13 protein-coding genes are annotated in these 13,259 nt (G+C 69.6%); all 13 read right to left on the bottom strand.

Annotation, left to right across the window (positions count from 1 at the left end):
* Positions 1 to 31: 31 nt before the first annotated feature.
* Positions 32 to 1,642, bottom strand: coding sequence for a lysine--tRNA ligase (gene lysS / locus KRX55_RS10790; protein WP_370625833.1), 1,611 nt, complete (start codon positions 1,640 to 1,642; stop codon positions 32 to 34).
* Between the two features lie 50 nt (positions 1,643 to 1,692).
* Positions 1,693 to 2,862: a globin domain-containing protein gene (locus KRX55_RS10785; RefSeq protein WP_218407743.1), complete on the bottom strand. Its 1,170-nt coding sequence runs from the start codon at positions 2,860 to 2,862 to the stop codon at positions 1,693 to 1,695.
* A 65-nt stretch (positions 2,863 to 2,927) separates the two neighbouring features.
* Positions 2,928 to 3,386, bottom strand: a complete 459-nt coding sequence (locus KRX55_RS10780; RefSeq protein ID WP_218407742.1) for an RrF2 family transcriptional regulator — start codon at positions 3,384 to 3,386, stop codon at positions 2,928 to 2,930.
* 210 nt (positions 3,387 to 3,596) lie between these two features.
* Positions 3,597 to 4,502 carry a DUF2520 domain-containing protein gene (locus KRX55_RS10775; RefSeq protein WP_218407741.1) on the bottom strand — a complete coding sequence of 302 codons (906 nt, stop codon included), beginning with the start codon at positions 4,500 to 4,502 and terminating at the stop codon, positions 3,597 to 3,599.
* Complete coding sequence (locus KRX55_RS10770; protein WP_218407740.1) at positions 4,499 to 5,836, bottom strand: DUF6779 domain-containing protein; 1,338 nt, start codon at positions 5,834 to 5,836, stop codon at positions 4,499 to 4,501. Before KRX55_RS10770 ends, KRX55_RS10775 begins: the two co-directional genes overlap by 4 nt.
* Before the next feature lie 83 nt (positions 5,837 to 5,919).
* On the bottom strand, positions 5,920 to 6,393 hold the full coding sequence (locus KRX55_RS10765) for a DUF3180 domain-containing protein (protein ID WP_218407739.1): 474 nt from the start codon (positions 6,391 to 6,393) through the stop codon (positions 5,920 to 5,922).
* Positions 6,390 to 6,887 carry a 2-amino-4-hydroxy-6-hydroxymethyldihydropteridine diphosphokinase gene (gene folK, locus KRX55_RS10760; RefSeq protein WP_218407738.1) on the bottom strand — a complete coding sequence of 166 codons (498 nt, stop codon included), beginning with the start codon at positions 6,885 to 6,887 and terminating at the stop codon, positions 6,390 to 6,392. The genes KRX55_RS10765 and folK overlap by 4 nt, the downstream gene beginning before the upstream one ends.
* A complete protein-coding gene (gene folB / locus KRX55_RS10755) occupies positions 6,887 to 7,273 on the bottom strand; it encodes a dihydroneopterin aldolase (RefSeq protein WP_218407737.1) in 387 nt (128 codons plus the stop codon). Before folB ends, folK begins: the two co-directional genes overlap by 1 nt.
* On the bottom strand, positions 7,266 to 8,108 hold the full coding sequence (folP, locus tag KRX55_RS10750; RefSeq protein WP_218407736.1) for a dihydropteroate synthase: 843 nt from the start codon (positions 8,106 to 8,108) through the stop codon (positions 7,266 to 7,268). The genes folB and folP overlap by 8 nt, the downstream gene beginning before the upstream one ends.
* 71 nt (positions 8,109 to 8,179) lie before the next feature.
* Positions 8,180 to 8,758, bottom strand: a complete 579-nt coding sequence (gene folE, locus KRX55_RS10745) for a GTP cyclohydrolase I FolE (protein ID WP_218407735.1) — start codon at positions 8,756 to 8,758, stop codon at positions 8,180 to 8,182.
* Positions 8,742 to 11,405, bottom strand: coding sequence for an ATP-dependent zinc metalloprotease FtsH (gene ftsH / locus KRX55_RS10740; RefSeq protein ID WP_218407734.1), 2,664 nt, complete (start codon positions 11,403 to 11,405; stop codon positions 8,742 to 8,744). The genes folE and ftsH overlap by 17 nt, the downstream gene beginning before the upstream one ends.
* Before the next feature lie 188 nt (positions 11,406 to 11,593).
* Complete coding sequence (gene hpt, locus KRX55_RS10735; RefSeq protein WP_218407799.1) at positions 11,594 to 12,178, bottom strand: hypoxanthine phosphoribosyltransferase; 585 nt, start codon at positions 12,176 to 12,178, stop codon at positions 11,594 to 11,596.
* 64 nt (positions 12,179 to 12,242) lie between these two features.
* A complete protein-coding gene (gene tilS, locus KRX55_RS10730; RefSeq protein WP_218407733.1) occupies positions 12,243 to 13,259 on the bottom strand; it encodes a tRNA lysidine(34) synthetase TilS in 1,017 nt (338 codons plus the stop codon).

The following is a 13,259-nucleotide window of genomic DNA, read 5'->3' as shown; positions in this document are numbered from 1 at the left end:
GGAGGTGCCGGGCCGTCCGTCGTGGCGGGTGCTACTGCCTGGGCTCGGGCTTGACCATCGGGAACAGGATCGTCTCCCTGATCCCGAGGCCGGTCAGCGCCATGAGCAGCCGGTCGATTCCCATGCCGCAGCCGGCGGTCGGGGGCATGCCCTGCTCCATCGCGGTGAGGAAGTCCTCGTCGAGGACCATCGCCTCGTCGTCGCCGTCGGCGGCTAGCCGGGCCTGGTCGACGAACCGCTCCCGCTGGATGACGGGGTCGATGAGCTCGGAGTAGCCGGTGGCCAGCTCGAAGCCGCGGACGTAGAGGTCCCACTTCTCGGTGACCCCGGGCTTGTCGCGGTGCTGGCGGGTCAGCGGTGAGGTCTCGACGGGGAAGTCGCGGACGAAGACGGGGCCGTGGAGCTGGTCCTCGCAGAGCACCTCCCAGATCTCCTCGACGAGCTTGCCGTGGCCCCAGCCTGCGTTCTGCGGGACCGTCAGACCGATCACCTCCGCGATGGCCCTGAGTTCCTCGACGGTGCTGTCCACGGTGACCTCGGGCTGCCCGGGGTACTTCCGGGCGAGCGCCTCGTTGAGCGAGGGGTACATCTCGAGGGTCTGCCACGTTTCCCCGCCGAGGTCATACTCGGTACCGTCGGCGAGGGTGACCGTGGTGGAGCCGAACACCTCGGTGGCGACGGCCTGGATGAGATTCTTGATGGTCTCCGCGCCGTCGTCGTAGGTGCCCCACGCCTGGTAGGTCTCCAGCATCGCGAACTCGGGGCTGTGGGATGAGTCGACGCCCTCGTTGCGGAAGTTGCGGTTGACCTCGAAGACGCGGTCGATGCCGCCGACGACGCAGCGCTTGAGGTAGAGCTCCGGTGCGATGCGCAGGTAGAGGTCGATGTCGAGGGCGTTCGAGTGGGTCTTGAAGGGGCGGGCGGCGGCGCCACCGTGCAGGGTCTGCAGCATCGGGGTCTCGACCTCGAGGAAGCCCTCGTCCTCCAGGTGGTGGCGCAGTGCGCGCATCACCCTGATCCGGGTCAGCGCGTTCTCCCGTGCGGCGGGGCGCATGATCAGGTCGGTGTAGCGGTGCCGGACGCGGGTGTCCTCGCTCAGGTCCTTGTGGGCGACGGGCAGGGGGCGCAGCGACTTGGACGCCATCTGCCACTCCGAGGCCATGACGGAGAGTTCGCCGCGACGGGAGGAGATGACCCGGCCGGTGACGGAGACGAAGTCACCGAGGTCGACGTCGCTCTTCCAGCCCGCGAGCGCGTCCTCGCCGATCTCCGCGAGGGAGAGCATGGCCTGCACCTGGGTGCCGTCGCCGTCCTGGATGCTGGCGAAGCAGAGTTTTCCGGTGTTGCGCACGAAGATGACCCGGCCGGCGATGGAGACGGTGTCGTCGGTCTCCTGTCCCTTCTCCAGGTAGGTGACGCCGTCCTCGCGTTCGACGGCGGCGGCCTCGTCGGCGTCCTCGGGGAGAACCCGGTAGCGGTCCCGCAGGTCCGCGATGGACGTGCTGCGCTTCACCTCCACCGGGTAGGCCTCGACGCCGGCGTCGAGCAGCCGGGCCCGCTTCTCACGGCGGATGCGGAGCTGCTCCGGGACGTCGTCGGCGTCGGGCGTGGTCACGGCGGGGTTCTTCTTCGTGTCAGTCACATCCCGCCAGCGTAGTCGATACGTGTGCGCCGATCACCTCCCGGGCGTCGCTAGCTGATGAGCCAGTCGTTCGGGGAGAACAGCTCGAAGTGCACGGCCTTCGGCGCGCGGTCGGCGGGCAGGGCCGCGATCTGGTCGCGCAGCGCCTGCAGGAAGCCGTTGCCGCCGCACAGGTACACGGTCGCCCCGGCGGGCAGGTGCTCCGCGATGTCGATGCGCTCGTTGTTCGAGCGGTAGCGGACCTGCATCGTGGCGCCGGGGATCTCGGCGACGTACGCGGCCATCTGCTCGTGCTGCGCGAAGTGCTCCTCGTCGACATCGGTGTGCAGAACGGTGACCGGACGGGACGAACCGGTCGTCGCGAGGTGGTGCAGCATGCCGGTCATCGGCGTGGATCCGATTCCGGAGGACACGAGGACGACCGGGTTGTCGGCGTCGTCGAGGACGAGGTCACCGGCGGGCAGGGTCGCCTGGACGGTGTCCCCGACGTCGACACGGTCGCGCAGGAACCCGGATACCTCGCCCTCGCGGCGGACCGCGATGGTCAGTTTCGTGGCGTCGCCGCCGATGATGGAGTACTGGCGCAGCTGGCGCGCGCCGTCGTCCAACTTCACCCCGACCGAGGTGTACTGGCCGGGACGCGGGATCGAGAGATCACCGCTCAGGGTGTAGACGGTCACGTCACCGGGGAGATCGTACTTCTCGGTGACCGTGACATCGCGGAACACCTCGCCGGGCCCGACACCGTCGGAGGCGTAGAGGTCCTCCTCGAAGTCGATCAGAACGTCCGCCATGAGCCAGTAGACCTCGTCCCACGCGCCGGCGATCTCGGGGGTGATCGCGTCACCCAGGACGTCGACGATGGCGGCGAAGAGATTGTCGTGGACGATCTGGTACTGGTCGCGGGTCACGCCGAGGGAGACGTGCTTGTGGCCGATGCGGCCGAGCATCTCGACCGGGTCCGGGGCGTCCGGGTCGACGAGCATGGTGGCGAAGGTGGCGATCGACGCGGCGAGCGCCTTCGGCTGTTCACCGGCGGCCTGGTTGCCCCGGTTGAACAGGTCGCTGATCAGCTCCGGGTGCGCGGTGAACATCTTGTCGTAGAAGATCGGGGTGATCTCGTTGATGTGCGCGCCGATCACGGGCAGGGTCGCGCGGACGATGTCGGCGTTCTTCTCGGACAGCGTGCGGGAGGTGTCGGGCTGGGTGGTCACGAACATGAGCTGGTTGCTCCTCGGTAGATGATCCGTTGCGGCGTGGAGCGGCACGCCCGCGCGGGCGGGGGTCATTGGGAGTGCGGTAGACCCAGGGGAACGGCGCCCCGTCGGGCTGGTGCGGCATCGGCGATGAGGTCCGCGACGCGGAGATCATCCAGGCTCCGGTAGAAAGCTTCCGTGGCGTCGGCGAGCCGGTGCCGCAGCAGGCAGTCCCCCTCCAGATAGGGACAGGGGGACGGTACCGAGCAGTCGATCACCGGTGATTTCGGTTCCAGCTCGCGGAGCAGTGCACCGACGCTGTGGGTCGGTGCCGACTCCGAGAGGAGAACGCCGCCGGACCGGCCGCGGATGCTGCGTACGACACCGAGCTTGGCCAGTCTGGACACGACCTTGGCGACGTGGGTGTCGGGGGCCTCGATGGCGGCGGCCAGGTCGGCCACCGTCACACGGGTGGCACCGACTGCGGAAGCCTCCCCGAGACGCATGAGGGTCCGCAGGGCGAGATCGGAGAACCGGGTCAGTTGCACGCCTAGAGCCTATGCAGAATCGGCATCCGACATTCGGGTTTACCGTGTCGGTGACATCGCCGGTCCCCATCGCCGGGAGTGGCGATGCCCAGGAAAGAGGGTCCGAGCAGCCATGTTGGCGTGAAGCAATACAGATGAAACTCTGATACATGTGATGGTCTGCACGAATGTCACTCGACTAAAGAGAGACCCCAATCGGGGGTGATCCGGTCATTCCTCGCGCCCGGGATCCCCGCCGGAAGGCTGGTCCGCCCACAACTCGATGTCGATGTCACCGAACGGAGTGAGCTCCGCGGTCCGCCGGGCCAGGTCACGGTAGCTCCGGGCCGTCGCGCTATCCGGGATCCCCAGATCGTGCTGCCTGCGGACCGTGTCCACGGACGCCCGGTAGACCGGCCCCGGCACGCTGTGGTCCGGATCCGCGAGCGCCACCTCGAGCACCCTGCGCGACGTCTGCCGGAGCAGCGCGCGCCCGATCCCCTCCTGCGGACCGCCACTGCGGAAGTAGGCCTCGTCGATCATGGAACACGCGTCATCGACCACTGTCATCAGATGCTCCGTGGCGTGCTGCAGCCCGGCGGCGAACGCCGGCCGCTCGTTCTCCGGCACGGGGACGGGCCAACCGCCGAGCTCGGCGACGAACACCTCAGCCACTCCCTCCGGCGGCCCGGGGTCGGCTGTCACGAGCCACGGCACCGACTCCAGGGCGTCGGCGTCGCGGAGCACACCCGCCTTGTCCGGGGAGCCGACGGGGTACACGCACGGGTGGAGCGCCATCACCAGTGCCACCTCGTCGACGAGGGGTCCGAGTGCCCGCGTGCCCTGGGAGGCACACAGATGGGCGATCATCTGTGCCCTGCTCACGTGCGGGATCAGCTCCCCGACCGCGACCGGGAGATCCTCGTCGGCCACACAGATGAGGACGAGCTCGCACCGCCGCAACGCCCCGATCTCCGTGTCCACCCCACCACCGGCCGGAAACCGGAACCGGATGTCGGTTCGCCGGGGATCGACGGCGGCGACGACCCTGTGCCCGATGCCGGTCAACCGTTCAGCCAGTCCCGCAGCGATCCCATCAGTTCCGTAGAACCCGATCCTCAGCCGCGGCGGGGTCACTGATCGTCGTCCGCGTTGTCGCGGAGATTCTCCAGTAGTTCGGCGACCGAGATGCCGCCGCCACGCTCGTCCCGGCGACGCCGCCCGTGCCGGGGGACCTCGGTGTCGTGCCCGGCGTCCCGACGCTCGTCCGGGGAACCGGCAGGCGGGGCAGCGTGCGCCGCAGACCGCTCGGACGCGTCCCAGGGGACCGTCCCCATGGCGCCGGTGTCGAAACCCTTGTCCCCGTGAACCCCGTGGGAGCCGGAATCCGCCCCGGTGGCGGGCCACGGTGGCGGATCCTCCGCTGCCGACCCGGATGAGGGTGCCTGTTCCGTGTCCCGGGAACCGCCGGCGATCAGGTAGCTGGCGTCGGTGGGCACCCCACCCCCCGGCACGGATCCGCCGGTGATCAGCGGATTCGGCTTCAGGGCCGACGGTGAGGTCAACCAGGAGGGCCTGGACACGGGCGCGAAAGCCCCGGTGGTGTCCTCGTCGTCGACGGCGTCTTCAGCGGCTGAGTCGCCGTCCGGGTGGCCGGTTGCGATTGTCGCGTCCTCCACGGCCCCGGCGGAGGGTTCCGGCCGTCGGGCCTCGACCGCTGACGGTGAGCGTGATCCGGAGGCGGCCGGAATGTCGGCGTCCGCCGCGGCGGGGGGCCGGACCGGGGAGGTGGCCGGCGCCTGTTCCTCGGGGGAGACCTCCTCGACATCCTCGACATCCCGGATGTCCCGGGACTCCTCTTCCACGGGAACCTCCGACACCGCGGGTTCCGCGCGAACCGGGGTCTGTGCTTCCGCGGTGTCCGCTCCGGGGTGGCCGTGCCGCCCGGAGTCGTCCGCGGTCCGGGCCGGACCGGCCAGCAGCTCCTGGATCCGACGTGCCTCGGCCTGCAGGGCGGCGGGTTCGTAGCTCCAGGTCTGTCCGCTGAGCTCCTCCAGCTGCGCCCGCATGGCTTCGAGTTGTTCCCGGATCTCGGCGAGGGCGGTGTCCCGGTACTCGTCCAGGGATTCGAGGTAGCTCTGCTGGAGAATGTGCTCCTGCTCCCGGTGCACGGCGGTCTCGAGCCGGAGGTCCTCCTCGTATTCCCGCTCCGCGAGCTCCCGCTCGCGTTCCACAGCAGCGACCTGACCGCGGTAACGGGCGACGAGGATTATCCCGAGGACAGCGGCCCAGAGGGCCGCGACAACACTGATCTTCAACGCGACGTCGCTACCGGTGAACAGCATCACCACGACGGCGACCACCGCGAGCACAACCAGAACAACCAGCGCCACCTGCCAGATGTCATTCCGCTGTCGACCCTGGTCCGGCCCTGTTCCGGGGGCTGTCGCTGTCTCATCGGCGTCGTTCATGGATACCAATGTACTAAAGGACCCGGATCCGGCGCCCCAGGCACGCGCGCCCGGCGGAACCACCGGGAAACACGGATCCCCGGTCACGCGACGGCCGCGGGCTCCCCGTCAGACGGTGGCGGCACCTCGCAGCTGCGCTCCAGGATCACTCCGGCGACGGCCATGGCGAACCCCCCGAGGAACGAGACGAGGACCCCGGGGAGATCGTCGGCGGCGGCGATCAACGTGCCCGACCTCGGAACGATGTAGACCGACATCCCCAGATACGCTCCACCGACGACGCTTCCCGTCCACGCCGAGGCCTTCCCGATGACGAGCCACTGTGCGACGGTGATCGGGTTGAGCTGGCTCCGGTCGAGCCCTATCCGCCCCTTGTCCAGATGGACCCGGACACGCCACGCCAACACCCCGCACAGTCCCGCCATGAGCCACAGCGTGACCGATGCGGTCACCGATATCGGAATGAAATTCGCGTAGAAACGCCATGTCAGTATCGCCGTGGCCCCGGCACAGAACAATGCCGTCGCGACGAGGAGCGGGATCTGGGTCGCCCTCACGACCGGCGCTCCTCCGGCAGCCGCACCCCGGCAACGTCCGCGGACGGCAACCCGTCGACCAGATCTGCCACGGGTACCCCGGCGAGCACGGCCCCGGGGTCCGCTGCGAGCCACGGCACAAGGACGAACGCCCGCTCATGGGCGTGCGGGTGCGGGAGAGTCAGCCGCTCGGTGCCGCTGCGGATCTCGGAACCGTCCGCGGCGACGCACTGCACGATGTCGACGTCCAGGGTCCGCGGCCCCCACCGGAGCTCACGGACCCGACCGGCGGCATTCTCGAGGGCCTGGCAGCGGTCGAGCAACTCCACGGGCGCATCGGTGGTGTCGATGATGACGACGGCGTTGGCGAAATCGGGCTGCTCGGTCACCCCCCAGGGGGCGGTGTCGTACACCGGCGAGGCGGAGACCGTCTCCGGGGCGAAGTGGCGCAGGACACCTTCCACGGCGCGGGTCGCGTCATCGAGATTGGCGCCCACTGACAGGACCGCGCGCATCAGGGCTGCCCCTGCCCCCGGCCGCCACGGGAACGTCGCGCCACGACAGCCACGTCAGCGAAGTCGAGCGGGATGGGTGCGTGTGGTTTGTGCACCGTCACCTCGATGGCGTAGAGCTGTGTGAATGCTCCCATAGCCGTGTCGGCGATCTCCGCGGCGACGGTCTCGATGAGGTCCCGGGGGCTGCCCGCGACGATCTTGTGGGCGAGCTGCGCGAGCTCGGAGTAGTCGACGGTGCGTTCCAGGTCGTCCCCGGCCGCGGCTGCGGTGAAGTCCAGCCAGCAGGTCAGGTCGACGATGAACTCCTGTCCCGCGGCTCGTTCCGCGGACAGCACGCCGTGCCGCCCGTGTACCTTCAGTCCCCTGAGTTCGATTCTGTCAGCCATGTTCGGGAAAATCCCGTCCTTCCAGTTGGTGTTCACTCGTGTCCCGGACCGCCTTCCGCCACGCGGCGGCGACGTCCACCGCGTCGCGGGAGACCGCGACGTCGTGGACCCGGACGGCCCAGGCACCGTGGTGCGCGGAGAGCGTGGTGACCGCCGCTGTCGCGGGATCCGCGGATCCGGTCAGTCCCCGGTCGCTCCGTACCGCGGCGAGGAACCGCTTCCGGGACGCGCCCACGAGGACAGGGTAGGGCCCCGAGGTGAACTCCGGCAGCGCCGCGAGCAGCGCCCAGTTGTCCTCCGGGGTCTTGGCGAAGCCGAGACCGGGATCGATGATGATGTTGTGCGGGGCGATCCCCGCGGCCTGCGCCTCCCCGGCGAGACACTCGAGCCGCCGCCGCACGTCGGCGACCACGTCGCCGTCGGTGTGCGCGGCCCCCGACGCGTCCCCGAATCGGACCGTCTTCCAGTGCATCAGGCAGGCCGGGAGCCCGGACTGCGCCATCACCCGGAACATGTCCGGGTCGGCCTGACCGCCGGAGACGTCGTTGATCAGGGAGACGCCGGCCTCCACGGCAGCTGCTGCGACGCCGGCCCGCATCGTGTCCACCGACGTGGGGATCCCCTCTTCGGTGAGGGCACGGATCACCGGGGCGGTCCGGCGCAGTTCCACGTCCGGGTCAACCCGGACGGCACCGGGGCGGGTCGACTCCCCGCCGACGTCGATGATGTCCGCCCCCGACGCGACGAGCTCGCGGGCGTGCGCGACGGCCACCTCGGGGTCGAGGTAGCGGCCGCCGTCGGAGAAGGAGTCCTCCGTGACGTTGACGATGCCCATGACCAGGCACCGGTCCCGGACGGGGAGCCCGTCGGGTGACCGGCGGGGTGTCCGTGTGACGGCCCCGGTGGTCACTGCTTCGCCCGGATGAGGCTCAGCGCCTCGGCACGGGAGGCGGCGTTGTGCTGGAATCCACCACGGACCGCCGAGGTCATGGTCGTGGCTCCGGGCTTGCGGATACCGCGCATCGCCATGCACAGGTGTTCACACTCGATCACGACGATGACCGCCTGTGGATCGAGCCGGTTGACCAGCGCATCGGCGATCTGCCGGGTGAGGCGTTCCTGGACCTGGGGGCGCTTGGCGTAGAGATCCGCCAGCCTGGCGAGCTTGGACAGACCGGTGACCCGTCCGCTCTTCCCGGGGATGTAGCCGATGTGCGCCACCCCGAAGAACGGTACGAGATGATGCTCGCAGGTCGAGTAGATGGGGATGTCCCGCACGAGGACGAGTTCCTGGTGGTCCTCGTTGAAGGTCTTGGCGAGCACCTCGGAAGGGTCGGCGTGCAGCCCCGCGAAAACCTCGGCGTACGCCCGGGCGACCCGGTCGGGGGTCTCCTTCAGCCCCTCCCGGTCGGGGTCCTCCCCCACCGCGAGGAGCAGTTCCCGTACCGCCGCGGCGGCCCGCTCCAGATCAATCCCGTCGCTCATCGTCTTCCTCCCTCGGCGGTTCGCTGGTTGTGTCCCCGAGATCGATGACGTCCGTCGGGCTGGACGAGGGGGTCTCCGAGACGTTCCCGTCGCGATCGTCCGGCGCGTCGACGCTATCGTCGCCCTCCTGCGCGTGCTCGGGTTGTTCATGGTCGGGCAGCCGGAAACCGATCAGCTCACCGTCCCCGGGTGCGGCGAAGGTCTGCACCCCGTCCGTCCCGTTCTCCGGTTCGCCGGGACCGTAGGACGCCATCCCGGGGTGTTCCTCCGGTGAGCGGCGTTCCGGCGTTCCCCGACCCGCACCGGCGGCGTAGGGGTTGGGCCGGGATCCGTCGCGCGGCGGCCAGCCGGGGGCGGACCAGCCGGGCGGCGGCGGGGTTCCGCCGTAGGCGGGTGTGGAGGTGTCGGTGTCGACGGGATTCCCGCCCCGGGGCGGCAGAGCGTGCCTGCCGGTGGGGGCGGCGCCTCCGCCGTCAGCTTCCCGGACGGGATCGACCGAGTGTGAACCCGTCGCGTCACCGTAGCCGAATCCGGTGTTGCCCCGCCGATCCGGACCGGGGGTCCGGTTCTGCTGCGGCTGTCCCCCGGTTTCCGGGCTCCCCTGCGGGTTCTGCCCCGGTCCGGGCACGCCCGAAGCGGCGAGCTGCCGTTCGCGGCGGGCGCGGGCGGCCTTCGACATCTCCAGCAGGGAGAACTTCTTCGGCGGTTCCTCCCCACGTTCGATGGCGAGTTCCGTGGGGGTCTTCACCGGTTCGTGGCCGAACTGGCGCGGGTAGTCGGTGTCCTCACCCGCGAAGACCTCGAGCGGTTCCCGCGCGGTGATGTCGGTGAACAGTGCCTCCAGGTCGGGTCGGCGCAGGGTCTCCTTCTCCAGGAGTTTCCCGGCGAGCCGGTCGAGGGTCCCCCGGTTGTCGCGCAGGATGGAGTACGCCTCCCGGTGCGCCTTGTCGAGGAGATACCTGATCTGCTGGTCGATCGTGGCGGCCACGGCCGGCGAGTAGTCGAGGCTGCCTCCGGCCCCACGGCCGGAGAAGGGGTCGCCCTGTTCCTCGCCGTACTTCACGGTGCCGAGCTCCGGGGACATGCCGTACTCGGTGACCATCGCACGGGCGATCTTGGTGGCCTGCTCGATGTCGGAGGACGCACCGGTGGTGGGCTGACCGAAGACGAGTTCCTCGGCTGCACGGCCGCCCATCGAGAACACCAGCCGGGCGAACAGCTCGGAGCGGTTGTACATGCCCTTGTCGTCCTCGGCCGCGGTCATGGCGTGGCCACCGGTACGGCCGCGGGCGAGGATGGTGACCTTGTAGACCCGCTCGATGTCCTTCATCGCCCAGGCGGCGAGGGTGTGGCCGCCCTCGTGGTAGGCGGTGACCTTCTTCTCGTGCTCGGAGATGATCTTGCTGGAACGGCGCGGGCCGCCGACGACGCGGTCGGTGGCCTCCTCGAGGGCGTCGGCGGTGATGACGTTGCCGCCGATTCGCGCGGTCAGCAGCGCCGCCTCGTTGAGCACGTTGGCGAGATCGGCGCCGGACATGCCGGCGGTGCGCTTGGCCAGGGAATTCAGGTCCGCGTCCGGGGCCAGCGGCTTGCCCTTGGCGTGAACCTTGAGGATCATCTCACGGCCCTTGAGGTCCGGGTTGGTGACCGGGATCTGGCGGTCGAAGCGTCCGGGGCGCAGGAGCGCGGGGTCGAGGATGTCGGGGCGGTTCGTGGCGGCGATGAGGATGACGCCCTCGCGGTCACCGAAGCCGTCCATCTCGACGAGCAGCTGGTTCAGGGTCTGTTCCCGTTCGTCGTGGCCGCCGCCCATGCCGGAGCCGCGCTGGCGTCCGACGGCGTCGATCTCGTCGACGAAGATGATGCAGGGACTGTTCTCGCGGGCCTGCTTGAACAGGTCGCGGACGCGCGAGGCGCCGACGCCGACGAACATCTCGACGAAGTCGGAGCCGGAGATCGAGTAGAACGGCACGCCGGCTTCACCGGCGACGGCACGGGCGAGCAGGGTCTTACCGGTTCCGGGCGGGCCGTACAGGAGAACGCCGCGCGGGATCTTCGCCCCCAGTGCCTCGTAGCGCGAGGGATCCTGGAGGAAGTCCTTGATCTCGTGGAGTTCGTCGACGGCCTCGTCGGCCCCGGCGACGTCCTCGAAGGTGTTGGTGGGCATGTCCTTGGTGAGCTGCTTGGCCCGGGATCCGCCGATGCCCAGCATGCCCATACCACCGCCCTGCATGCGGGAGAAGAAGAAGATCAGCAGACCGAAGACGATGAGCATCGGCAGCATGACGCTGAACATCGAGCCGAGGAAGCTCTCGCGGGTGACCTTGGTGGTGTACTTCTCCGCGTCGGCCGCCTGCACCCTGTCGAAGATGACCGGGGTGGTCCGTGCCGGGTACTCGGCGATGATCTCGCTGATGCCGTCCCGCTCCTCGACGGTGATGTCCTCCTTGAGCTTCAGCCGGATCTGCTGCTCACGGTCGTCGATCTGGGCCTCGGCGACGTTGTGCTCGTCCAGCTGCGCCAACGCGACCGATGTGTCCACCTTGCGGTAGGCACGGGTGTCGTCGGTCAGCACGGTCATCACGTACAGGGCGACGAGGACGACGGCGGCGATCGCGCCGATCCTCAGCAGTTTCTTGTTATCCATTCACAAGCCAAGCCGGCGGACGGTCCCGACGGCTGTGTCGTGTCGTCGGGGCGCGGTCGCCGGGCCCTTTCTTTTCAAGTCGTTGCGGGGCACGGACAGCGTGCCGGTGGACGGGGCGCCGGAGAATCATCCCCGGCGCAGCTCACACACAGGGTACCCGGGCCGTGCCGGGCGGCCGCCCGGCACGGTCAGTCTGCGTAGACACTCGGGTGCAGGCTGCCGACATAGGGCAGGTCACGGTAGCGCTCGGCGTAGTCGAGGCCGTAGCCGACGACGAATTCATTCGGGATGTCGAACCCGATGTCGGAGAAGTCGACCTTCGCCTTCACCGCCTCCGGCTTGCGGAGCAGGGAGATGACCTCGAGGGTCTTCGGCCCACGGCTCCTCAGGTTCTTGATCAACCAGGAGAGCGTGAGCCCGGAGTCGATGATGTCCTCCACGATGAGGACGTTGCGGCCGGCGATGTTGCGGTCGAGGTCCTTCAGGATCCGGACGACGCCGGACGATGAACTGGCGTTGCCGTAGGAGGACACCGCCATGAACTCCATCTGGGAGGGGATCGTCAGCGCGCGGGCGAAATCGGTCATGAAGAAGACGGCCCCCTTGAGGACCCCGATGAGGATGAGGTCCTGCTCGTCGTCGGCGTGTTCGGCGGACACCTTCGCCGCCATCTCCGCGACCCGGCGCTGCAGATCGGCCTCGGTGACGAGGACCTTCTCCACGTCGGTTCCGTAGGGCCCGTCGGGGACAGGGTTGTTCAGCTGTTCGTGCATGGTGTGTCTCGACCCTTCGTCGTCGTTCGCTCGCGGCACGGTGAGCCCGGTCACAGAGTGTCCTTCAGCACGTGCTCACAGTCAGAATGCCACCACGGCGCGCCACAACCAACCTGCGCCCGTCGGCGGTTCCACCCACCGCGACCGGCCCCTGCCCGTGCCAGTCACCGAGAAGCGCGTCGACGCCGGAGATTCCGCGGGTGCTGACGACCACCCCGTGGTCCCGGAGAAACCGGGCGATGATCCTGCGCCGCAGCGCCGGGTGCTCGTCCCCGACCCCGACCGGGAGGACGTCCGTCCCGCTGTCCCCGGCACCGTCGCGGTGCCTGCGGAGCACGTCATCGGCGAGGCGGTCGAGCAGCTCGGAGTCCTGCGTCGCTTTGGCGGATGCCTCGGCGAGAGCGGGAGCCGGGTCTCCCCCGACGAGTTCGGCGAGCGCCGGCAGGATCTCCCTCCGGAGCGCCACCCGGCGGAAGGCGGTGTCGCTGTTGTGTGGGTCGTGCCACGGCGTCAGGCCGAGCTCACGGGCCGCGCCGACGGTGTCCGCGCGGCGGACGCCGAGGAAGGGGCGGATCAACGGGACGGGGTCCTCCGCGTCCGCGGTTCCGGGGACGATCCCCTCCTCCGCGAGGCCGCCAGGGTTGCCCCGGAGCGCCGCGAGCAGCAGGGTCTCGGCGCGGTCGTCGAGGGTGTGCCCGACCCACACCGCGGTACCGAGCCGGGCGGCGACGGCACCGAGGACCCGGTAGCGCGCGGCACGGGCCGCCGCCTCGGTCCCACCGGTGAACCCGGACGGGTCGACGACGGCGACCTGGGCGGTTCCCCCCATAGAACGCACCTGGGCGGCGGCGCTCTCCGCCTGAGCGCCGCTCCCGGGCTGCAGCCCGTGGTCGACGCAGACCGCGTGCACGACCACCCCCTCGGCACGGGCGGCCGCCGCGAGCATCAGGGAATCCGGCCCTCCGGACACCCCGAGCACAGCGGGCCGGCCGGGGGCCTCGACCCGCCTGACCGCGTGACGCAGGGTGAGAAAGTGCGGGCAGGTGCGGGGAACCGGCACATCCCCGATCCGCGCGGGCAC

The organism is Corynebacterium sp. TAE3-ERU16 (assembly GCF_019209935.1).
GTDB lineage: Bacteria > Actinomycetota > Actinomycetes > Mycobacteriales > Mycobacteriaceae > Corynebacterium > Corynebacterium antarcticum.
This window is presented reverse-complemented; position numbering and strand designations above follow the sequence as displayed.